Origin of the sequence: Lentimonas sp. CC4 (genome assembly GCF_902728235.1) — a bacterium.
Lineage (GTDB): Bacteria > Verrucomicrobiota > Verrucomicrobiia > Opitutales > Coraliomargaritaceae > Lentimonas.
The window spans coordinates 2007501-2030900 of the sequence record NZ_CACVBO010000001.1 but is presented as its reverse complement, the minus strand read 5'-3'; the positions used below and the strand labels follow the sequence as shown (position 1 = coordinate 2030900).

The window sequence follows — 23400 nt, the reverse complement described above, 5'->3', positions numbered from 1 at the left end:
CCCATAGAGACATCGTGGACTCGCGAGACCACTCATACTATTTCTGGGCACGCAGGATGCGGTAGTAGTCATGCACAAAATCTAACCACTCAGGAGATTCTCCGAGTGTCACGAGACGCATACTTGCTAGAGATGCCGCTTCGTATTTTTCAGCTGTTGAGCGATAACCGCTCTCATAACGAGCAACTTGCTGCGCATACATTTCCTCGGTCACAGTCCCCCCTTTCTTCAGAGTTCGCTGCTTCCACATAGTAGCAGACCGGTGCCCGTCTCGCTCACGAAGATCTTTTGCATAATCCTCAGGCAGCATAGAGACCTGCATGCGTGCGTCATATTCGATCACCTGTTCGCCATCACGCGATAACACGACCAACTTAGGAATCCCTCCGGCTCGGTATTTCTTAACAAAGTCGCTGATTTGATTATCTCCGTCCTTATAATTCTGCCACGGCACTGCCAGCCATGGCATCTTATAGTCAGCCATATAAGCAGCAAATGCATCTGCGCTCCGATCTTTACTGACCAACACCACTTCGATCTGATCACTATACGTTTCATAAAACTGAAGCAGTTTAGGCGTAAAGCCCTTACACGGCCCACACCATGAAGCCGAAAAATACAAACACACGAGTTTGCCATCTAAGGAGGCCGGATCAACCGAGTCACCCGAGGCATTCACCAACCCCTGTGAAAAAAACTGATCCCACCCCGCAGAGTAGGCACGACCAAGGCTGAGGATGAGACAAAGAGATGTAATTATTAAGTATTTCATAGAGCATCGGAGGTTGATGGAGAACAGCTCGCCTCGGAAGTGGGAGCATACAGTGAGTCAGGGAGAATGTGTGTCGGGTTCATACAGGTTTTATAGCGCTTCAAATCCCATCCTCCGACTTGTAAATAATAAATAAGCTTCACGAACACGGCACCGCTCTCGTATTTGACGACAGCATAGACGATCGCACTTTCTTCGATCGGTTGATCCACACTCAGCACCTCATAAGAAAGTAAAGCCCCCAATCCACTTGCTTCGCGCTGCAACGTCACTCGACGCGACTTCTCATAAACAGAAGGGTTCCGATTTAACCGGTAGTGAGCGCTGCCATACCAGACATCGAGTGCGGTCAACATCGTGCCAGATGTCACCGCTTGCTGCAGGCTCGCAGCAGCCACGTCGCCCACATCTTGGACGGGCGCCGCACTGACTGAGCTACAAAATAGCAAACAAGCACCGCACGCACTCAATAGATTCCGTAGAGACAAAATTAAATGACATGAACTCATAACAGTTATTTAAATCTCACAGAGTTATTACGTAAATACAAATCAACCACCTCCAGGACGATCTCACACAAATCACATTACGACTTCACACAAACTTCACACAAGTCGCCTACTGTTGTATCCCACAGCCTAATTACGTTACTCAAAACAATACTCCAGGCGGAAAAATTAAACCTTACTATGGATACTTCAGAACACTCGCAGCCACAAACACTGCCCTTTTCAACAGGTCGGTTCATTCTCTATCTAATCTTCGGCACACTCCTTCCGGCCTTCGCCCTCGGCTTTGAGATCGTTACAGGGCTAAGCGACAATATCTACATCAACCCCATTCCGAATCTTTACCATGCCATACTGATCGGTATGACTCCCATCATCATCGCGCTCAACGCCATTCGCTGCTTCCGCAAGCAACCGATACGCAAATGGGATCTCCACCTCAACAGTCTCTGCCTCGGCATTACCAGTGTCTATGCGATTGTCTATTTACCGATCGCACCCTTCGCCGCGATCGGTGTCGCCTTTTACGGCCTCGGATTCCTTCCACTCTCCCCGCTCATCTCCCTACTTTGCGCGTATCGCATCCGTAAGGAAATGAAACACCGAGTCGCGGAACAATGGCCAATCGGACTACGCCACTTAGCAGTGGGCTTCCTCCTCGGCATCACCTTGCTATGCTGCGGCTCAATCCCACGCATCATCACCGATTACGGCATCGCACAGTATGGGCGCGTCGGCACCAAAGAGGATCATGCCGCCATACGACTGCTTCGCACCTTTGGCAGCGAAAAAGCACTACTCAATGCCTGCTACCAGCAATCCGAAGATGTCTTTTTCTGGGGCGGCTCGCGCAACGCGGTCAGCACCGAAGAAGCACGCCAACTCTATTATCGCGTCACTGGTGAGTCCTTTAATGCCAATCGCAAAGAACAAGAATTCTTCGCCATGCGTGGACGCACCAACGACCGCGATCTCGGCGGCGAACATGTCGGTCAACGCATCGACGATATCCACCTCGAAGAATCCAGGCTCGATGGAATCCTCGAACCTGAGCTCGGCACTGGCTATGTCGAATGGACGATGGTCTTCCGTAACGATGATGAATGGCAGCAACATGAAGCACGCATGCTCATTTCAATCCCCACAGGCGGCGTCGCCTCCCGAGTCACACTATGGGTGAATGGCGAACCACGCGAAGCCGCCTTTGGCAGTAAAGCCAAAGTGCGTGCCGCATATCAAAGCGTGGCGGTGCGCCAACGACGCGATCCCATCCTGGTGAATTGGGCTGGCCCAGATCTCCTACTGGCACAGTGTTTCCCAATCCAGCCCGATGGCGGGAAGATGAAGGTTCGCATTGGCATCAGCTTTCCGCTCGAAGCCGACAGCCACACCACACTCGCTTACCGCTACCCCACCATCGTCGCAGAAAATTTCACGATCTCGGACCAACTCAAACACTCCGTCTGGTATGAAGAAAAGACAAGCGGTGGCGTGCTCAGCCGTGCGGCCGAAGACATGACCATGCGTCAGCTCCACTCCACCCGAAGCACGATTCAGGCAACAGCACACCCGCTCCTTCCCAGCTTCACTAGCACACACCCAACCCACCCAAACGAAACGATCACATTCACCACTAAGCTGCCGAACAACGAGTCGGTAGCAGCACCGAACGCCATTGTCATCGATGGTTCACGCGCCATGCGCGACCACAAGAACAGTATCGCAAAATGGGCAAGCCACTACAACGGCACGCTGCAGCTATACTTCGCCAGTGACGAGGTGCGAACCTTCCAAGGCAATGGCAAGGCCTGCGCTAAATGGATACAACAGCAAGACTTCGTCGGTGGGCAGGACAATGTGCCCGCACTCACCGAAGCCATTCGCGCACTGCTCCCCTCCGCAAGCGCTGAAACACCTCAAACGCTCTTCTGGTTCAGCGGTCCTCAACCAATCCAGCTCAGTGGCACCGAAAAGATCCGTCAGCTCTTCGAGCGTAGAGAGCTTCACCTAGACATCGTCGCATGCCTGACCTCTCGCGACTACAATGCGCTCTACGAACTCGCACCCCTCTCCTACTGCAACACACTGCAACTCGATACAGATGGCAATCTCCAGAATCCAACCATCACATTTGAACCAGCAGAAAGCAGCGCCACCGCACCCCGAGGCTCCAGCCATGCATATCGTGCCTGGTTAGCGAACCAAACGCGCACACTCGCAGAGCGCACCTACAGCCAACAAGCACGCCTAGGTGCCGCACGCTTCAAATCTAAAATCGCAGAACTCGCAGACAAAGCAGCAGAGGCTTACTTAGTCACACAGATCAGCGGAGCCGTCGTATTGGAGACTGACCGCCAGTATAAAGAAAACGACCTAGAGGCGGGCGACCCTAGCCACACACCCACCGTGCCCGAAGCAAGGCACTACGCACTCATCCTAGGCATTTGCACACTCGGCTATCGTCTCGTGCAGCGCAGACCACGACGCTCATAAATGGAGATTAGATTCATCGTAATGAACAATCCAACGTAGGGGCTTTGCTTGCGAAGACCGCGCATAGGCCAAAAGCACACGAAGTTTCGGAACACGCCAAACGCTCGCGGGTGCCACAAGCAGCAGCCCTACTTCATCAATAGAAATAGCAACACCACGACCATCGCACCGAGCACCGCAGACAAGCCCTTCCAAAAACGGAGCGGATCGCGTTGAATCAAAGGCATATTTCCAGATTCTAAAAACTGTGGATTCGGCTGTTTCAAATCCACAACGAATTCCGATAGCACTTCATAGCGCAGCTCCGAATTTAAACTAAGCGCCTTTTTCAATGCGCCATCCACCCACCCAGGAACGAGCGGGTTAGTGCGCGCCGCAGGCTGATAGCCAAGCGCGCTAAAATCACGTAACGTATGGGCAGCAGCAAACTTCTCTCCGTATGGACTGCCCTGCCCACCTGTGAACAACTCGTATGCAATCATCGCGAGTGAGAATTGATCCGAACGCGTCGAAGGCCTACGCCCCAACTTGTATTCAGGTGCTGAATACTTCATCGTGCCTAAATTCTGCTCACGCTCAAACGGCACACTGGTCTCATGAATACCAGCGATATAGGCCGATCCTAAATCGATGATCTTCACCACCCCATCGGATTGAATCATGATATTATCAGGCTTTAAATCTTGGTGCAATGTCTCGCGCCGATGCAGAGCACGCAAGCCATCCACTATTTGCCGCACAATATCGACCACGATACCAATTTCTGGACTCGGATTCTCAGTCATCCACTGCTTTAAGGTCTTCCCCTCCACATTCTCCATTAAATAGTAGAGGCACTGCGGAGGCCGAGCTTGCTCGACCGTCCGGACAATATGTTGATTCGCAATACGGCGACCGATCCATTCTTCCATAATGAAGCGTTCAATATAGGCGGCATCATCACTAAAATTAACCGAAGGCGTCTTCATCGCCATGCGCTCGCCAGTTTCTTTATCACGCACTTGGTAAAGTTGGCTACGCGAGCTTTCGTGTAACACCGCCTCGACCTGATACCCGTCGAGGCTCATCCCAACTTTCAACGCCGGCGGAAAGGGCAAACGACTCAGCGCATCGTAAATATCGTTCGAGTTCGCATCAGGAAGACTCTCCACTCGTAGAATCTGGCAGCTTAAATTATCGCGGCTACCATTCGCCAATGCCAGATCGATCAGTTGCTGACAGGCGGCGTCAGGTTCAACATCCGGATCTGCCAACAGTGCCGAGATATCGCTGTTCTTCAAATGCTCATGCACCCCATCGGTCGAGAAAAACAAGACATCACCCGGCTCGATAACAGTCTTGCGATAATCAATATCGAGATTGATCCCCATCCCCATCGCCCGGCTCAGGTAGCACGTTTCCGAAGACACCCACGTATGATGATCCTGCGTCAAAGGCTCCAAAGCTCCATCTCTAAAGCGATAGATCCGTGTATCTCCCACGTGGAAGATATGCGCAGAGCGTGCCTTTAGGATTAGCGCACTCATCGCAGCAACGTAGCCACGACGCTCGTCAGCTAGGCTCTGCCCTTTGCTAAACAACCAGCGATTCAGAGACACCAACACACGGTGCGCCGCGGTCTTCACCTCCCACGTCTCAGGCGTGCTGAAATAGTCGTTAATAAAACTCTTCACGCAGAACTCGCTCGCTTCTTTGCCCGCCTCTGCCGCAGAGACGCCATCCGCAACGACCACAACGAGCCCTTTCGTCGTGAGCAAGTCGCCATCGGGGATCTGAATGCCCAAGCAATCCTCGTTCTGCGGCTTTACACCCGCAGACGTGGCTTGCCCATAGCGCACCCGCAGCTCCCCTTTAATATGCATACCCTTGCTCATAACAAAAACTGCGCCTTACGCAAATGCGTAAGGCGCAGCCAACAATACTAATATATATTCACGCGCATCATGATTTGTGAAAAGTGCATTCATACTATTTTGCTATCTTGCTGTAGGGGCTTTGCTTGCGAAGACCGCGCAAAGGCCACACGCAACGGAAGTTGTTAAACTTTAGCTGCCTTCGCGGGTGCCACAAGCAGCACCCCTAAGCCAGATTCTTCGATTTGACAAAGTCACAATATTTGATGCGCGTGAGTATAACACGAAACAGTTTAAGTGACCTCAATCAGCTGCACAGAGCCATCCGGCATCACTTCTGCCGTATGCCCCGCAGGTTCACGCAAGAACATCGAAGCGCCGAAGGCAGCAAGTGACGATGCCGCAATCACCATGAAGAAAGTCGAAGCATCCACGAATGAATAGACCGTCAAGAAGCAGACTGCACCGACATTACCATAGGCACCCGTCATACCAGCAATTTGTCCGGTCATGCGTCGTTGGATCAATGGCACCAAAGCAAACACCGCGCCCTCACCTGCCTGCACGAAGAACGAGCAGCACATCGTCGCAGCGACTGCAACTGGAAGTAGCCAAGCGCTCGAAACTTGCGAAAGCATGAAGTAACCGACAGCCAGCCCGAGGATGAAAATAATCATCGTCATACGACGACCGAATTTATCACTGATTAAGCCACCCGCCGGACGTGCGACCAAATTCATAAACGCGAAACCAGAGGCGAGGAAACCAGCCGTCACAGGAGACAACTCAAAGGTGCTCATGAAGAAGAACGGTAGCATCGAAACCACTGCGAGCTCCGAGCCAAAGGTCACAAAATAGTTCACATTCAAGATCGCCACCTGGCTGAACGGGTAGCGGTGCATCTCCGGAATCGACTCAGGGTCTTTGAGCATATCCTTATTCACACGGTAGATCTGACTCACTTGAAAGATAAACAATGCCACTAAGCCAGCGTAGATGACAGTGGCCATCGTATTCGTCAGAAGACCAACACCACCCGAAGACAAGCGCCAGGTAAGAACAGCTAAGGCAATGAACATCGGAATATTCATAAAGATCAAGAAGTAGAAATCACGACGACTCGTCACTTCGAGCCCCCCAGTCTTCTTTGGCTTAAAGTAAGTCGCGCCTTCTGGGGTATTACGCACCGAGCGATAGTAGATAAAGCCGTAGATGAATGCGACGGCAGCAGTTGCTAAGAGCGCGTAGCGCCAGCCGTTTTCTCCGCCAAACAGCATTGCAAGTGTCGGAAGCCCCATCGCAGCGGCAGCAGAACCGAAGTTGCCCCAACCACCGTAGATACCTTCGGCCACACCGACCTGACGCGCAGGGAACCACTCCCCCACCATACGAATACCGATCACAAAACCTGCCCCCACAAAGCCCATCAGAAAACGAGCCAACGCCAACTGCTCATACGACTGAGCCAAAGCGAAAAAGGTGCACAACACGCCCGAAGCCATCAGCAGCGAACTATATGTCGCACGCGGCCCAAAGCGATCGACCAACATGCCAATCACGATACGCGATGGAATCGTCAGCGCCACATTCAGGATCAAAATCGATTTCCACTGCAGCTTAGTCAGACCAAAGGCCTCCGTAATAGCCGACACCATCGGTGCATGGTTAAACCACACAACGAAGGTAATAAAGAACGCGACCCACGAAAAGTGGAGCGTTCGCATGCTAGGATTCTTCAAGTTGAAGATGTTGAATTTAGTCTGGCTCATTAACTATAAGGATTTTCTAAGTAATTATTCGCTGGTGGAGCAATGCCACCCTTAGAAACCTGTCTTAGCCAACACCATGCCAACTGTGCCAAATGCATGCATTAACACCTTTATAATTTCTAGAGTTATGCATGAATATCATTAATACCAACAAGATCTCCCTCTAGTTCACCGAATTACAGCGTATACGAGCAAATCGACACCTCCAGATCATCAACAGACCTAGTATCAAATTTATACACGATGTGCAAAAAAGTAGCGCTGGCCTAAGCCAGCGCTAACAGAAAGCAGGTATTTCGCACAACCAGATGCGGCTGATGCCATAACATGACGCTCTAATACACGTCCCGCAGGTAGCGCTTCGCCTTCTTCAGTGCTTCGACGTAAGCCTTCGCTTCGTCTTCGGACTTACCTCCAGCGACCTCAACGGCTTTGTGAATCGCGGCATCCACATCCTTCGCCATACGGCTAGCATCGCCACAGATGTAAATAGCGCCCCCCTCTTCGAGCCATGCGTAAAATTCCTCCGCATGCTCAACGATTCGATTCTGCACGTAAATCTTCTCCGCTTGGTCGCGTGAGAACGCGGTATCAAAACGCGTCAGCAGTCCACTTTTCATCCAGTCTGTGATCTGATCTTCGTAAAGAAAATCAGTCGCTTGGTGCTGATCTCCGAACAGCAACCAGTTTTTTCCCTTGGCACCACGCGCTTCGCGCTCCTCGAGGAACGCACGGAACGGCGCGATGCCTGTCCCAGGCCCAATCATGATGGCGGGTGCATCATCATTCTCACTCAGGCGGAAAGCCTTGTTCGAATGCATGTAAACTTTAACAGGACGATCCAACTGATGATCCGACAGATACGTCGAGCACACCCCTTGTCGCTTACGGCCATGTGTATCATACGTCACTTTACCCACAGTCAGATGCACTTCGCCTGGATGCGCCTTCGGGCTGGAAGAAATCGAATAAAGGCGCGGGCTCAGCTGCTTGAGCGGTGCAACCAAATATTCAGTCGTTGGAAATTTCACTTCGAAATCAACGATCGGATCGACTAAGCCTCGGCCAGCGATGTAAGCCTTACGCTTTGCTTCGTCAGCTACAATCTCCTTGAGCTCTGGGTGCTTCGTCAATCGTGCACATGCGATCAAGAACGGCTCGGTCAAGACACTCACATCATAGTGAAAGCGAAGCGCTTCGAAGAGTTGCGCATCTGGATCGTGAGGCAAAGGCGTTAACTCATCTGGCTCAAAACCCGCTGCAGCAATAATTTCATCCACAAGGTGTGCATTGTTCTCAGGCCAAACACCTAAGGCGTCACCGACTTCGTAATCAATCCCTGAACCTTCCAAAGAAATCTCGATATGGTGCGTCTGTTTGGACGAACCTTCCTTATTCAAATTCTCGGTCTTGAGCAATGTTGCGGCGAATGGATTCTTCTTGGTGAATTCAGGCTCATCACTGCCCTCCTCGTCATCTCCAGCGTCAACAGGTGCTGCACCCGCTTCGCCTAACACTGGAGTCACCGCAGCAATCCATTGAGCAAATGGCTCATCGGCATCACCATCGCACTCAACCATATCCGCACAGCGCTTCGCGCCCAGAGCTTCGAGACGTGCATCGAACTCTTTACTGCATTGGCAAAAATCGGCATATGAGGAATCTCCTAAACCAAGCACCGAATACTGCACACCTTCGAGCGACGGTGCAGAATCTGCCATCAATGCAGTGTGCAGTGACTGTGCATTGTCAGGGGGCTCACCCTCACCATACGTGCTGGTAATAATCAGCAGATTCTGCACATCTTTCAAATCATCGACTGAGCAATCACCCATATCGAGAATGGTCGGTGCGCAATTCGCCGCCTTCAGCTGCTTTGCAGCTTTCTTAGAAAGCGTCTCGGAGGTGCCGGTCTGCGAACCGAATAAGATAGTCACAGGCGTAGCGGCTACCGCTGGCGCACCGCCCGCATGACTGTCTGAGGAATACATACCGGCGAGAAAGCCATTGAGCCATGCGCGTTGATCCTCACTAAAGGGCGCTGTTTCTGGAATAAAGGGAGCTGTCATGTTATTTAAAATTACTTAGTTACGTTCACCGCACAGGCCTTACTAGAAGGTTGGCGTGAATAAGGATCAAAGGCATCGGCAGTGAGCTGATTCGTTGTTGTATAGTGCATTGGCATAAAGAGTTGCCCTTGCTGCACACTAGCGAGCAACACCGCCTTCACTTGGACTTCGCCACGTCGTGACGACACAGTGATCAAATCATCGGGCGCAATCCCCAAACGATCGGCATCAATCGGATTGATTTCTACGTATGCATCCTGCGGATACAACTTGCGCAAGACATCTGACTTACTCGTGCGCGTCTGAGTGTGCCATTGGGAGGAAGTGCCACGACCAGTCAGCAAGATGAAAGGATAGTCCGCATTCGGCGGTTCAGGCATCGAGCGTGGAGCCTCGAAGAGAAACTTTGCCCGACCATCTGCATGGTAGAACTTCCCGTCTTCAAACAGGCGGCGTTGCCTAACGATTTCACCCGCACTCGCCGCAGGCGCACCCTCACTCTCACTACCACTCGGCGAAGCCGCATCACTCGCCGCAGGCGCAGGCCATTGAATGCCCCCTTCACGGTCTAGATGATCGTAATCTTCGATACCAGTGATGTCGCAAGGCTTCCCTTCACTGAGGCGCTTCAAAATTTGAAAGACTGCTTCGGGCGACGACCACTCGGCAAACAATTCACCGCAGCCCCAATAGTGAGAAATCAAACGAAAGATATTGAAGTCTGATAAGGCCTCCCCTGGTGCCTTACGCACTTTGCGAATGCGCCCGATACGGCGCTCAGAATTAATAAACACGCCATCCTTCTCGCCCCAACCCGCTGCAGGAAGCACAAGGTCTGCAATCTCAGCCGACTCCGTCGTATGATACATATCCTGCACCACTAGGAAATCGAGCTTCTCACGAATCTTGCGAAAGCGCTTTTGATTGATCCATGAATGCGCAGAGTTGGTCGCAACCATCCATAGCCCTTTGATCTCGCCGCGCTCAATGGCATCGATGATTTGATCGTAGGCATAACTCGGCTCACTCGGAATACGCTCAACTGGTATACCGGTTAGATCGGAAACAGTTTGGCGATCCTCGTCCTTTTCAAAAGCCCTCCCACCCAACAAACTTGTGGTGTTACTAAATAGTCGTGACCCCATCGCATTGCACTGACCAGTAATCGAATTCGCACCCGTTCCAGGCTTGCCGATATTCCCCGTCATCAACGCGAGGTTAATCATCGACTGCGCTAAACGCACGCCTTCATAACTTTGATTCACCCCCATCGTCCACCAGAACGACACGCGTTTACCAGAACCAATCAAACGAGCCAGTGAGTCCAATTCGTCGTATGGCAAACCACTCATTTCGGCGGCATGCTCTAGGCTATAGTCAGCGAGAAATACTTTAAACGCATCAAAGTCATTCGTGTGTGCATCCAGAAACGCTTGATCAATCATGCCCAACTCTATCACTCGATTGGCCAATCCATAAAACAGGGCGAGGTCAGACTTCGGTGCAAGTGGCAGATGACGCGTCGCAGCCATCGCCGTTTCCGTTTTGCGCGGATCGACCACGATGATCTCTGGGTTGCGCTGATTGCGCATCACACGCTGCCACATAATCGGGTGCGCAATGCATGGGTTCGCACCTACAAAAATCAACACGTCCGACTCCTCAAAATCTTGATACGTATAAGGCGGCGAATCGAAACCAAAAGATTGCTTATACGCTACCACTGCAGTGGCCATACATTGACGCGTGTTCCCATCGCCATGCACCACGCCCATTCCGAACTTCGCAAGTGAGCCAAGGAAAGCCATCTCTTCGGTTACGATTTGTCCAGTGCTGAGAAAGGCCACCGAGGCGTCGCCATGCTCAGCTTGGATGCCTTTAAACTTACCGACAAATGCCCCCATCGCCTCCTCCCATGACGCTGCCGCCAGTTTGCCATCCGCGCCACGCAGCATCGGAGTCGTTGCACGGTCTTTGGCAGATAGCGGGGTAAGTGCCTCCCAGCCCTTTGGACAAGCCATGCCCATATTGACTGGATAGCTAGTATTTCCGCTCAGATTCACAGCAGCCCCATCACGCAAGTGCACCTTCAAAGAGCAACCCGTGCCACAATAGCCGCACACACTGTCGACGGTCGCATCCGGTTTCACCACTTCAGGCACACGCCCCAGGCCATACGCTGCTGGGGCTTGCACGAGGCGCTCCGTCAATACGCCATCGTGGCAACGAACTCGCATTTGGTCTTTGATCAGATTCACAGGACTCATGATGTGTATGCCCCCGGCATTTTTGGAGCGGCAACCGCCTTGAAGAAGAGAACACGCTCAAGCAATTCGCCCACAAGCAAACTACTGAAGCCAAGAATTGAAAGTGCAACAGGTAAGGCTCCGAGCGCAGCGGCAGAGAAGCTCAAGATGCCTAGCGCACCGAAACAGTAACGAGCGCGCGTGATCCGCTTCAGAGGCTTCAACATGAGCAAGGCCGACTTTTTAGCAGGCGCCATCTCAGACTGAGATGCAGCACGTAGCTGAGTCGCCTCCAGAACTAACTTCATCAAAGAGAAGACGATTAGTGCAATCACTCCGAGTAACGGAAGAGCACCTTGCCCCACGATCGACGTCACCATCAAGAAAGCGGATAAGGAGAGCATCAAGGTGGTGCCGAAAAACTTACCGTAGCTGACTGGAAAATCCCAAAACGGTCGCTGTGTATCATGGTAAATCATCACCGAGCAAAAAACACCGAGTAAACCACTCACCACAGTGCTAATACCTAAGACGAATTCTACCGACTCAGGGATCGCGTCGAAAAATCCCACTGCAGTATACGCTCCGGCAACACCAGAAAAAGCGCCAAACACCACAATTTCACGGCTTAACCAAGATCGCTTCAACCCGAGGAAGGCGCGCCATGCGCCAAGTGGCCGCCCAAGGTGCGAAGTCGAAGCAGCAAGGCCAATCCCCATCGCAACGAAGGCAATCAATCGCGCAGAATGCGTAATAGCAGCATCACTCGAAATAAGTGCAAAGATATAGAGCCCTGCGGACAGCTGCGTCAGCACCAGCATCACAACTAGAGGAAAATGCGCATGCTCGGGGTGTAGCGCATAGCGATCGCCCGCTACCACATTTTCTGGAATTTCTCGCTCGGTCACATACTGCGTAGTCGGAGCGGTGTAATCCGGAGCCGGCGCAGTCGGCAAGAATTTTGCCCCCGAGCTCGATGCATCCATCACTGCCTGCGTATTCACAATCGTGATACTTATCGCTTCCGTCGGGCATGCTTGCACACACGCAGGCGCTTCGCCTTCGGCCAGACGACTATGGCACATATCACACTTACGCACGATGCCGAGGCTCTTAGAATACTTCGGCACATCATAAGGGCACTTCAACGCACAATACTGACAGCCAATGCATTGATCATCTAAGTGCCGAACAATGCCCGTCTCAGGATCTTTCTCGTATGCCAACACTGGGCATCCGTTCAAACAGGCAGGATCCGCACAATGGTGACAAGCAGTCGTCACAGTTTGCGTATATGACGCACCTTTAAGATCTCCGTGAATCGTCCCTACATCACGCCATGTCTCATGATCATCTAGACCATTCAGACTATGACATGCAGACACGCAGCCCTTGCAACCGGTGCAACGATCAAGATCGACTTTAAAGGCATACTGCTCGCCTGCACTAGGCTTCGATAGCGGGATCAACTGCTTATAGAACTGCGCCTGCTCAGGTGCAATCGTAGCATTCTCATGCTTTGCAGAAAAAGTGCTCACAGGCGTCTGTAAAGTCCCCTGCTCCTTTAAAAGCATTTCAATCGGTGAATCTTCTACTGTAAGTCCTGTAGGCATGATTGTTTTTTAAATCTTAATCGTAATCGCGAACTAAGCGGCGACGGCGAACAGTTCACGCAACTCTTCAGCAGTATGACGACGACTGAAGGCGAAGAATGTCTCCTGCTTCAAACGCTTCGTTTGATAGGTCTTCAGCACGTTCAACAGCAGTGGCTTCAAATCATCAAACGCAGTCCCTGAAAAGACTTCGTGTGCAATCGCTTGGCGCTCATCGACACCGCCACCGAGCACAACGCTATACCCTTCGACGCTCTCACCATCGATCTTAACCTTCGCACCAATCAGGCCAATATCGCCGATGTAGTGCTGCGCGCACGAGTGATGACAACCAGTCAGGTGAATGTTAATCGGCTGATCCAGTTCGATCTCAGACTCTAAATATTTAGCAAGCTGCACCGCATGGCTCTTCGTATTACTCGCAGCAAACTTACAACCCGCACTACCAGTGCATGCAATCAACCCACCGGAAACAGTGGTCGCTTTGTAATGAAAGCCCATCTCAAGGATGGCGGCTTTCACCGCCTCGACGTCGGCATCTTTGATACCTGGGATAATTAAATTCTGCCAGGCCGTCAGACGAATATCCCCACGACCATACGTATCCGCTAACTTTGCAATCGCTCGCACTTGCCGAGGCATCATACGACCGACCGGAACGACGACGCCAATATAATTGAAACCCGATTCCTTTTCATCATACACACCAATATGGCCATGTTGCATGGTCGCGCCTCTCGGTTCACATTGATCCAACGCAATACGTGGCAGTTCAAAAGTAATCTTCTTCTCCGTTTCAGACAGGAACTTCGCTTGCCCCCAGTTATCCACCAAATACTTCAACCGCGACTTCTTACGATTGGTGCGATCTCCATTCTCAATGAACACACGAATCATCGCGGCAGCCAATGGCACCGCTTGCGAGGGCTTGATCAAAATACCACAATCCGATGCAAATTGCTTATGTCCTGTAATGCCACAGAGCTGAACCCGAAAATATACACCCGGCTCAACGCCCTTCCCTTCGCCAACACGAACTGCGTAGAAAGCAATGTCGTTGGTATCTGCACAGACTGACACACGCCCACCATTATCAAATGAAATATTGAATTTACGAGGCAGACCATACAGATCTCGGTTATTCAAAATGTAATGATGCATCGAGCGTGCATATGGCAAAACATCTAACACCTCTTCAGGGTCGAAGCCACTGGTTGGACTTGCTGTGACATTACGTAAATTGTCTGCACCAGAGCCCTTTGCGGTGAGACCAAGTTCGTCGAGCGACGTCAATGTTGCGATCGTGTCCTTCGGTAGGATCTCGCGCACCTGCGTATTCCCGCGAGTCGTCAGGTCGAGGTAACCACCTCCAAAGTCTTCAGCAATGTCCGCCAAGCCCGCAAATTGATGCGATGAGAGCGCACAACCAGCCACACGGGTGCGTAACATAAAAGAGTCCTGCGCAGGCTTCACATGAAACAAGCCGTGAAACTTGTAGCGAAACATGTCGTCAGCCTCGGGAAATTGATTCGCCTCGGCATTGGCAAACATCTGATCCCAGACGTCTAGACCATTACGCTCATGCTTAATTAACTCCTCCTTACAAAGCTCGTCGACCGGCGTGCCATACACCGCATACTCAACAGATTCAGCCGGATTGTCGGTAAATTGCCCGTCAGTATTCTGCCCGAGAAAAGGCATACCTCCACGCTGGTTAACACCAGAGAAGAAGCCTTCGAGGTATTGTTTTTGTGCTGAATCAAATGTTGCGGTCATGTTGAACCAACATTTAGCCACTGCCATGCCAAGATCTGCAAATGCTTGAATTAATACAATTCGACCATTTCATCAAATGCATGAATATTTCTAATCCAAACACCTAAACAACTGAACGAGAGGGACTCGCACGCGGATGATTACACAAAACACATTGACAGTGCCAATTCGCGACGAACCTCAACGCTGTTTAGCGATCAAAAGAAACGCTTAACCGACAGCAAGAACAGGAAGCGATTGCCGGCGCTCCGCCGCGAAGCTGACTGGACGACGAACCCCTGAGGGTCCGACGCACGGTTCATTTTAGCTGCGGTTACTGATCCATACGCAACCGTAAGGCGGCAACTCAATAGTGCCCTCTAAATCATCATAGGATGTGCCACTGAGCAAATCAGTCCATAACTCGGTCGCGATCAAATTCAACTCAACCAATGGAATCGTCTGCGGCTGATCCGACATATTGTGCAAAGCAAAGATACTCTGATCACGATTCAAACTCTCACGCCAGAACGCAAAGATCTGATTACCAAAGTGGAGCGTATATTGCGTCGCATTCGGATGAAATGCTTCTTGGTCACGGCGAATCTGAATCAAACGCTTCATCTCGGCAAACACAGCTCCATTATGTGCCTGTGTATCTACCAAAGTCTCCTGCAACCGCTCCGCGTCCCAACGATGGCGATTAATACTACGCGCACGCCCCGTTAGAGCCACGCCAGCACGATCATTTTCAGTGCCAAGCATACTGTGAATATACACGGCAGGCAATCCTTCGAGCGCAAGCATCACGGTGTGAGCACAGAGGAAGCGAGCCATTTGCAAGCCGTCAGCCTCACCACCAATCGTGCGCGCCATCGCACTATACAACGAGATATTCGCTTCATACGGCTTCAGGCCTCCGCCCGGCGCCTGACGCATCGATATTTCACCACCGGAATCACGCAACACATCAACCAAGCCATCTAACTCGGTTTCACTCAACAACCCTTCTGCAGGCCGCAGACCAATACCATCATGCGATGCGATAAAGTTCAAATAGGCTCGACCACGACGCGCTGGAGGCATCGACATCATCCACACTTTTAAATGCTTACTATTACCGCTCAACAAGGCGTGCACCAACAGCGGCGGCAACGAGAAGTTGTAAATTAAATGCGCCTCATTATCGTTACCAAAGTAACTCAAGTTCTCACGATTGGGCACATTCGTCTCAGTAATGACCACAGCCGTAGGTTCCAAATTCTCAATCACCAAACGCAGTAATTTAATCAGCTCATGCGTCTGCGGTAAATGCACGCAACTAGTGCCCGACTTCTTCCATAAAAATGCAATCGCATCTAAGCGGAAAAACCGAATACCACGATTCACATATTCACGAATCACACGAACAATCTCTAGCAACACCTCAGGGTTACTAAAATCTAAATCAACCTGATCTGGGCTAAACGTGCACCATACTTCTTTCTTGCCCTTCACCGTTTTCACCGAAGTCAACAACGGTGAACTGCGCGGCCGAATCACTTTAGTAATATCGGGATAGTTATCGCCTTCGACGAAGTATCCTCGACCTGGCTCACGATCTTCTAGGAAATTCTTAAACCACAGTGACTCACTGGAACAATGATTGATCACCAGATCAGCCATCAAATTAAAGTCTTTCCCAATTGCTTCAATATCGCCCCAGTGCCCCAACTCTTTATTCACAGCGAGGTAGTCGATCACCGAAAAGCCATCGTCCGAACTATACGGATTGAACGGAAGAATATGCACCCCGCTGATCGTATTTTTCAGCTCACGTCGTAAGAAATGATGCAAGCTCTGCAAGGGCGCTTTACCCTCCTGAAGAATAGAATCACCATATGTGATCATCATCACATCTGACTGATCCCACTTACTCGTGCCCGCAGCAATCGCCGAAGATTGCTCGGACATATTCGCCGCTTCAAATAACTTGTCCGTAATCGACTCTGTGTCCTCTGCGCCATAGATCTCCTCTACGTGCAGCGCTACGCGCTGACGCACACGCTGCGCCTTCGGGTGCAACGCTGGATTCAGCACCGCACCTTGGCCAAACTCCTGACGATCATCCTCCACTGCCTGCACAAGCTGATCGAGAATATCTGGCACAGCAGAAATGACACGTTTCCAACTAGGCATAAACGGCACATCCATCGAATTCTCAGGATTTAAAAAGTCCACCCCTGCTTGCATGATATTTTCAGCAAACACTTCAACCGCTGACCCCTCAGTGTGGCGATCATAACTCAAACCATTAATCTGAGCATCATTATGATAGCTCTCCACCAAGTCCAATGCGATACGGTAATACGCAGCCTTAATCGTGCGAATACGCTCAGCAGAGAACACCTCACCCTGCGTCGCCATCTTGCGATACAGAGACTTGGTAATATCACAGCTCATTTTTGACAACCCACGAGAACGATCCTCCAAAGACAGATCCTGATGCTTATGATCATAGGTATCTGCAATATCTACCTGGCAGATCTGGTTCGTCGCATAGTTACGCTGCATTTCAGACAGCACACCCATTTCAAGGCCCCAATCCGATGGAATACGAATATCCTCAATCACATCGCGCTGCATCGAGAATTCACCAGCTAGCGGATAACGAAAACTATCCAAATACTCTAAATAATCATTCGGTCCACAAACCTTACGCAGCGCACGCAACAGAGGAGTCACCAACAAACGACACACACGGCCATTCATCGAATTCCCTGCAACTCGTGCATAGAACCCCTTACAGAACTTATAACTGAAGCTTGGATTAGCCACAGGATAGATCAAGCGCGCCAGCATTTCGCGATCATACGTCGTAATATCGCAGTCATGCAGCGCAACCGCCTCCGCCTTCCCCGCCGCTAAAACGTAGCCGAACATATACCAAACGTTACGCCCTTTACCCATTTCCTTAGGCGCCAAACCTTTTTCCTTCAGCAATGCATCGATCTTGCGCAAGCGCGGCCCATCATTCCAAAGAACCTCTGGCTGCTGCGGCAAGCGACTAAAAAACTCCAGCGCATGCTGATACTCCTCTTGATTTGCACGATCCAAGCCAACCACGACTTGATCCAAATATGGAACCTGCGCAATTTGATCAACAATCGAGGAGAGCGCAGGCCCCTGCAGCTCCGAATAAAGCGATGGCAACACCAGCCCCATTGGGCGGCGCTTTTTAAACTCCATTAGATCAGCCTCCAGCTTTTCAAGAGGTCGCTTGTTCAGCTGATGCAATGTTGTAATTTGTCCGTGTTGATGAAAGTCACCCATAATTCTAAAAATAGTTATTCTATAAAAGTTCGATCGAAGGAGCCCAGATTATCTGACCGCTTCTTTAATAATCGTTAAAATTGCCTCATTCCACCCGACAGCGGATGGCGCAGTGGCATATATCACACGCGCTGCCTTTGGTTGGATATGCGGCCCATCCTCATGTGGAATGACTACCGCAATATCAGCAGCTTCTAGCATCGCTAAATCGTTCGCGCTATCACCGACAGCCACAACCAACCACTCGGTGTTAGGCTTCTGCTTTTTATATAAATTCAAGGCAGCATTCATACCATCCGCCTTATCCGCCATACCCATCAAGTGTAAGAAACGCCCACCTCGCAAGATACGAATATCCTCCTTAGCTAATGCCTCGGTAAACTCAACTAAACGCTCTGACGTATCCCGCCAGAGGATCGGCTCTGTGGCATGCCGCTCCAATGAGCGCTCAGCCATACCAAGCTCCAGCCCCGTATGCTCGCACACCTGCTCTGCCGACCAGTCCGCAAAGCCAGAAAATTGATATTCGAATTTCTCCCGCAAGGCATGCGCCTGCGCTAAGATCTCATCACGCGACAAGCCGTTAACCTCGATCAAATATCGCCCCGAACGCACCAAGGCGTCATCTTTATTGAGTAAGCCAGCATCCTCATGAACAACAAGCAAACCACCGTTTTCCGCGACCAAAGGAGCCATCGTCCCCAATGAATTTGCTAGCTCACGCATTTCCGATAGCGTTTTACTCGAATTCAGCACCAGCGGCACCTTCAAGGCCCTCAAGCGCTTCAAAGCTGGCGCAGCAGCCGCCCAAGAATAGTGGTCATCTAGTAACGAACCATCCAAGTCCGTCACTACCATCATTTTTTTAGCACACATTACTCTATTGTATAATTATGACTCAACACAACTGACTGCTGCCAGCCGAGCAGGCAAGCAATACGCCCCACTCAATGCATCGATACACAGCGCCAACCGTGCAAAACTCGCCCATAGCGCCGATTTCAATATATGCTGAATATAATACATGCATAGTCCCTAGCACATCCTATGCCAATAAACAAAAACACAGCCAAACTCCTTCTAACAGGCAGCCTTACACCCTTTCAAATAAAAATGAAATTGAACCCTAGTTAGCGCGATCCCATTAAAGCCACACGTCACGACTCAATCCCATACACTCACATGCACACACGCCTAGCTTCCCTCGCACTTATCTCTACCGCAGCCATACTCCTTAGCGGCTGCCACAGCTCGAAACCCAAAACAAAAATGTTTAGCTGGGACCGTGCACCCGCAGCCTTCAGCCGTGCGATAAAAGACCCCGTCGTCATTGTTGGCGCATTAGGATCCGGCGCACTCATGGCGACCGACTACGACGAAGACATCTCAGACTGGGCATCAGATAACACCCCGATATTCGGCAGTGAAAGCGCCGCGGACGATTGGAGCGACTACCTCGACGGAGCACTCGAGCTCGAATGGCTCGCCACGTCGCTATTGATCGACGACCCACAATATCAACCCTATCAAAAATTCATAGGGCAAGGCTCCGCACTTCTAGCAACCAGCGCCACGACTGGCGTGCTCAAAGAAACCGTCAAACGCGAGCGCCCAGACGGAGACAACGACAAGAGCTTCCCCTCAGGACACACCAGCAACGCTTTTGCCGCCGCCACACTCAATAATTACAACCTGCAGCACTCAAACATGAGCCAAGGCAAACTCAGGATGGCTCAATATGGTAACCTCGCCCTCGCCTCTGGAGTGGCGTGGTCTCGCGTCGAAGCCGACCGCCATCACCTAGGCGACGTCATGTTCGGCGCAGCACTCGGCCGCTTCACCGCAATTTTCATCAATGATGTCATCTTTGGCCTCCCCGAAGATGGCGATGTGCAAATCGAAGCCAACCTAGGAGCCGAAGAGCAGACACTTGGCTTAAGCTTCCGTTATTAACTACTAACAGCTACATCCGGGAGACTACGCAAAAAAAACAAAGTTAGCCCTAGCCTTGCCATCGCAAGCTAGACCTCTTCAATCGCGGCTATAATGAGACAACAATCGCACAATCGCATGCTTAAATACTTATTGCTCCTCAACCTGACACTAGCGTCCTGCGTTTCAGCGCCAAAAGAAAGTCCATCCACAAAGGAAACAGTAGCGCCCCTAGCTACACAGGAAGCACCGACCACTCAGCCAAAGCAGACCCCGCAACAGGCACCAGACCCTGCAGCCGAAGAGCTGCTCACAATCGGCGAGGCCGAGCGCCTCTACGTGCACGAAGCAGAATATGCCTACGATGCTCGAATAGACACAGGCGCCACCACATGCTCTATCCACGCAGAAGACATCACCCATATTGAGCGCGACGGCGAGAAATGGGTAAAATTTAACCTCGTCAATTTCGACACGAACGAACGCATCAAACGCATCGAAAAAGTCGTGCGTGTCGTTGAGATCAAGCAACACGGATCTAAATCCGCGAGTCGCTACGTCGTCATGCTGAAAGTGCAACTCGGCGACGACACGCGACTCTTTGAGTTCAGCCTAGCTGATCGCTCAAACTACAGCTATCCGATGCTTGTCGGCCGCAACCTACTTCGCGGCATAGCCGTCGTCGATGTCAGTCTGAGTTACACCCTTCCAAAGCCAACTCAACAATCCATCGCTAAGAGCCAAGCCAAATAATGAATTCTAAAGTTCAACTTCGCATTCTTATCTTTATTTTGGCGGCCGTCGGGATCGGCGTCATGCTGACGAAACACTTTCAGGTAGGGTATCCACTGATTCCGAAGCAACAGATTCCAATCTGGACGATCGAAGCAAAGGTGACCTTCCAAGCCACCGGCGATCCCGTCAAAGTCAGTCTAGCCGTCCCTGGCGAACAAGCCCGCTTCGGCATACTCGAAGAAACAGGCTCCTCACATGACTACGGATTCATCCCCGCCGGCAATGATCCAAAGATCGCAGGCTTCTACCGCTCCGTCATTTGGTCCAAGGGTCAAGCAACAGGGAGGCAGGAGCTGTATTACCGCATCGACGTCTATCAAAAAGGCAGAGCCGAAGATGTTGAGCTGCACGCCCCAGAAGTGAACCCATCCGAGAAATATAGCGAAGGGCAACTGGGCCTCGCAGCCCAAGAACTCATCACCAAAGCCAAACAACACTCTGCCGATGCGGAAACCTTCGCCGGACAGTTGATACAAATGCTCGACAACGAGAGCAATCAAAACGCCCAGACACTCATCGCCTCCGCACCAACAGACCTACAACGCGCGCACTTGCTCAACACACTAATCATCTTTGGCGGCTACGAATCTCATTTCATTCGCGCGTTACTGCTTGCAGAAACCTCAACTAAGCAGGCGCTCGAGCCTATGGTCATCTTATTTGATGAAGACAAGCTATATGCCTTTGTTTGGGGCAACCCCAAGCCTGTTAAAATTGAGAATGCTCTGGCTTGGCAACGCGGCGGCCCCTCTTTGATCGAAATCGAAGGCGGCAATAATGCTAAAGTCGAGTTCTCTGTCGTGAAGCAATCGCTCCCCGCCAGCTTCGTGCTCGAACAAGCCTCTCGCCAACGCGAAAACAGTATCACCGACTTCTCTCTCACTTCCCTCTCCATTGAGCAACAGGACTCCTACCGACTATTACTCACAATTCCATTCGGTGCGCTGATCGTAGTGATCATGCGTAATATAATTGGCATCCGCACCACAGGCACGTTCATGCCGATCCTGTTGGCGATGGCCTTCCTTCGCACCGACCTCGGCCCAGGCCTCATTCTGTTCGTCATCGTCGTGAGCGCGGGACTCACCATGCGCGCCTATCTATCGAAACTCGACCTTCTACTCGTGCCACGCATTTCCGCCGTGGTCGTTGTGGTCATCGGCATCATGGTCGGCTTTGGTATAGTCGGGGGCAAGTTCGACTTACAAATCATGCAGTCCGTGACGCTCTTCCCCACCATCATTCTGTCATGGACGGTAGAACGCCTATCCGTGCTCTGGGAAGAAGACGGCCCCAAGGAAGTCGGGATTCAAACACTCGGCAGCCTCGTCGTCGCCATCATGGCCTATGCCGCTATGGGCAACCCGACCTTACGCTACTTAGTCTTCGTCTTCCCTGAGCTACTCCTCGTCGCACTCGCCGTCATCCTCGCACTTGGCCAATACTCCGGCTACCGCCTCTCCGAGCTCATGCGTTTCGCACCGATGGTGAAAGATAACAAGGAGGGAGCAGCGTGATCGAGAATCTCTTCCAATGGTGCCGCCCAAGCGACTTGCGCAAGCTAGGCATCGCCGGGATGAATAAGCGAAATGGCGAATACATTGCCCGCTATAACCCGCGCGCACTGTATCCACGCGTCGACGACAAGCTAGAGACAAAAATACTCGCAAACGAGTTCGGCCTCAACGTGCCCGAGCTCTATGGCACCGTGCAGTATCAATCACAGGTTAAGCTACTGGGCAAGATGCTTGAAGGGCACAACAGCTTCGTCATAAAACCCAGCCAAGGCAGCGCAGGCAAAGGCATCCTAGTCATTCTGGGGCGCGAAGGTGACTACTTCCTCAAGCCCAACGGCGATAAACTCACACTGCACGACCTGCAGCGCCATGTAAGTAACACGCTCAGCGGACTCTACAGCCTCGGCGGTCGTAACGACAAGGCCATGATCGAATATGCGATCCAATTCAGTGACGCATTTGACGGTTTCTCCTACCAGGGTGTGCCCGACGTGCGCGTCGTCATGTTCCTCGGCTATCCAGTTATGGCCATGATACGTCTCTCAACCGAAGCCTCCGACGGCAAAGCGAACTTACACCAAGGCGCCGTCGGCGTGGGCATCGACCTCGTCACCGGCAAAGCCCTCAGCGCCGTGCAGCACGGGCGCCCCATCGACAAGCACCCTGATACCGGCCGCGCGCTCAAAGAACTCGTGGTCCCCCAATGGAACAAGCTCATCCTACTCTCCTCACAATGCTACGAAATGAGTGAAATGGGCTACCTCG

15 protein-coding genes (1 of these 15 cut by a window edge) are annotated in these 23400 nt (G+C 51.5%); 5 read left to right on the top strand and 10 right to left on the bottom strand.

Annotation, left to right across the window (positions count from 1 at the left end):
* Positions 1-37: 37 nt before the first annotated feature.
* Positions 38-772: a thioredoxin-like domain-containing protein gene (locus GZZ87_RS08835; protein ID WP_162027870.1), complete on the bottom strand. Its 735-nt coding sequence runs from the start codon at positions 770-772 to the stop codon at positions 38-40.
* Positions 769-1260: a hypothetical protein gene (locus GZZ87_RS08830; RefSeq protein ID WP_162027869.1), complete on the bottom strand. Its 492-nt coding sequence runs from the start codon at positions 1258-1260 to the stop codon at positions 769-771. Before GZZ87_RS08830 ends, GZZ87_RS08835 begins: the two co-directional genes overlap by 4 nt.
* A gap of 201 nt (positions 1261-1461) precedes the next feature.
* On the opposite strand from GZZ87_RS08830, the gene GZZ87_RS08825 reads away from it, so the two are divergent.
* Entirely contained in the window at positions 1462-3774 is a 2313-nt protein-coding gene (locus GZZ87_RS08825) for a VIT domain-containing protein (protein WP_162027868.1), read from the top strand.
* Positions 3775-3902: 128 nt separating this feature from the next.
* Here the strand turns inward: GZZ87_RS08825 and GZZ87_RS08820 are convergent, their stop codons facing one another.
* The 8 genes from GZZ87_RS08820 to GZZ87_RS08785 form a co-directional block, all read right to left on the bottom strand.
* The gene (locus GZZ87_RS08820) at positions 3903-5636 is read right to left on the bottom strand and encodes a bifunctional protein-serine/threonine kinase/phosphatase (protein WP_162027867.1); all 1734 of its coding nucleotides are present in this window, start codon (positions 5634-5636) and stop codon (positions 3903-3905) included.
* 284 nt (positions 5637-5920) lie between these two features.
* On the bottom strand, positions 5921-7396 hold the full coding sequence (locus tag GZZ87_RS08815; RefSeq protein WP_162027866.1) for a NarK family nitrate/nitrite MFS transporter: 1476 nt from the start codon (positions 7394-7396) through the stop codon (positions 5921-5923).
* A gap of 335 nt (positions 7397-7731) precedes the next feature.
* On the bottom strand, positions 7732-9465 hold the full coding sequence (locus GZZ87_RS08810; RefSeq protein WP_244648192.1) for a flavodoxin domain-containing protein: 1734 nt from the start codon (positions 9463-9465) through the stop codon (positions 7732-7734).
* An 11-nt stretch (positions 9466-9476) separates the two neighbouring features.
* Positions 9477-11732 carry a nitrate reductase gene (locus GZZ87_RS08805; protein WP_162027865.1) on the bottom strand — a complete coding sequence of 752 codons (2256 nt, stop codon included), beginning with the start codon at positions 11730-11732 and terminating at the stop codon, positions 9477-9479.
* Positions 11729-13324: a DmsC/YnfH family molybdoenzyme membrane anchor subunit gene (locus tag GZZ87_RS08800; protein ID WP_162027864.1), complete on the bottom strand. Its 1596-nt coding sequence runs from the start codon at positions 13322-13324 to the stop codon at positions 11729-11731. The genes GZZ87_RS08805 and GZZ87_RS08800 overlap by 4 nt, the downstream gene beginning before the upstream one ends.
* Positions 13325-13357: 33 nt before the next feature.
* Positions 13358-15100 carry a NirA family protein gene (locus GZZ87_RS08795; protein ID WP_162027863.1) on the bottom strand — a complete coding sequence of 581 codons (1743 nt, stop codon included), beginning with the start codon at positions 15098-15100 and terminating at the stop codon, positions 13358-13360.
* Between the two features lie 303 nt (positions 15101-15403).
* On the bottom strand, positions 15404-18391 hold the full coding sequence (locus GZZ87_RS19745) for an alpha-amylase family glycosyl hydrolase (RefSeq protein ID WP_244648193.1): 2988 nt from the start codon (positions 18389-18391) through the stop codon (positions 15404-15406).
* 48 nt (positions 18392-18439) lie between these two features.
* A complete protein-coding gene (locus tag GZZ87_RS08785; protein WP_162027862.1) occupies positions 18440-19267 on the bottom strand; it encodes an HAD-IIB family hydrolase in 828 nt (275 codons plus the stop codon).
* 306 nt (positions 19268-19573) lie between these two features.
* Here GZZ87_RS08785 and GZZ87_RS08780 point away from each other — a divergent pair, with 306 nt between their 5' ends.
* The 4 genes from GZZ87_RS08780 to GZZ87_RS08765 form a co-directional block, all read left to right on the top strand.
* The gene (locus GZZ87_RS08780) at positions 19574-20344 is read left to right on the top strand and encodes a phosphatase PAP2 family protein (RefSeq protein WP_162027861.1); all 771 of its coding nucleotides are present in this window, start codon (positions 19574-19576) and stop codon (positions 20342-20344) included.
* 117 nt (positions 20345-20461) lie between these two features.
* Positions 20462-21076, top strand: a complete 615-nt coding sequence (locus tag GZZ87_RS08775; RefSeq protein ID WP_162027860.1) for a RimK/LysX family protein — start codon at positions 20462-20464, stop codon at positions 21074-21076.
* Entirely contained in the window at positions 21076-22635 is a 1560-nt protein-coding gene (locus GZZ87_RS08770; RefSeq protein WP_162027859.1) for an inactive transglutaminase family protein, read from the top strand. Before GZZ87_RS08775 ends, GZZ87_RS08770 begins: the two co-directional genes overlap by 1 nt.
* Positions 22632-23400 carry the 5' portion of an alpha-L-glutamate ligase-like protein gene (locus tag GZZ87_RS08765; RefSeq protein WP_162027858.1) on the top strand. It continues 197 nt past the right edge of the window, so only the first 769 of its 966 coding nucleotides appear in the window; the start codon lies at positions 22632-22634; its stop codon lies beyond the right edge, outside the window. The genes GZZ87_RS08770 and GZZ87_RS08765 overlap by 4 nt, the downstream gene beginning before the upstream one ends.

What these genes read in the sequence shown, in the direction of transcription:
- GZZ87_RS08835 (WP_162027870.1), bottom strand. Translation starts at nt 772, where the DNA reads ATGAAATACTTAATAATTACATCTCTTTGTCTCATCCTCAGCCTTGGT.
- GZZ87_RS08825 (WP_162027868.1), top strand. Translation starts at nt 1,462, where the DNA reads ATGGATACTTCAGAACACTCGCAGCCACAAACACTGCCCTTTTCAACA.
- GZZ87_RS08820 (WP_162027867.1), bottom strand. Translation starts at nt 5,636, where the DNA reads ATGCATATTAAAGGGGAGCTGCGGGTGCGCTATGGGCAAGCCACGTCT.
- GZZ87_RS08815 (WP_162027866.1), bottom strand. Translation starts at nt 7,396, where the DNA reads ATGAGCCAGACTAAATTCAACATCTTCAACTTGAAGAATCCTAGCATG.
- GZZ87_RS08810 (WP_244648192.1), bottom strand. Translation starts at nt 9,465, where the DNA reads ATGACAGCTCCCTTTATTCCAGAAACAGCGCCCTTTAGTGAGGATCAA.
- GZZ87_RS08805 (WP_162027865.1), bottom strand. Translation starts at nt 11,732, where the DNA reads ATGAGTCCTGTGAATCTGATCAAAGACCAAATGCGAGTTCGTTGCCAC.
- GZZ87_RS08800 (WP_162027864.1), bottom strand. Translation starts at nt 13,324, where the DNA reads ATGCCTACAGGACTTACAGTAGAAGATTCACCGATTGAAATGCTTTTA.
- GZZ87_RS08795 (WP_162027863.1), bottom strand. Translation starts at nt 15,100, where the DNA reads ATGACCGCAACATTTGATTCAGCACAAAAACAATACCTCGAAGGCTTC.
- GZZ87_RS19745 (WP_244648193.1), bottom strand. Translation starts at nt 18,391, where the DNA reads ATGGGTGACTTTCATCAACACGGACAAATTACAACATTGCATCAGCTG.
- GZZ87_RS08785 (WP_162027862.1), bottom strand. Translation starts at nt 19,267, where the DNA reads ATGTGTGCTAAAAAAATGATGGTAGTGACGGACTTGGATGGTTCGTTA.
- GZZ87_RS08780 (WP_162027861.1), top strand. Translation starts at nt 19,574, where the DNA reads ATGCACACACGCCTAGCTTCCCTCGCACTTATCTCTACCGCAGCCATA.
- GZZ87_RS08775 (WP_162027860.1), top strand. Translation starts at nt 20,462, where the DNA reads ATGCTTAAATACTTATTGCTCCTCAACCTGACACTAGCGTCCTGCGTT.
- GZZ87_RS08770 (WP_162027859.1), top strand. Translation starts at nt 21,076, where the DNA reads ATGAATTCTAAAGTTCAACTTCGCATTCTTATCTTTATTTTGGCGGCC.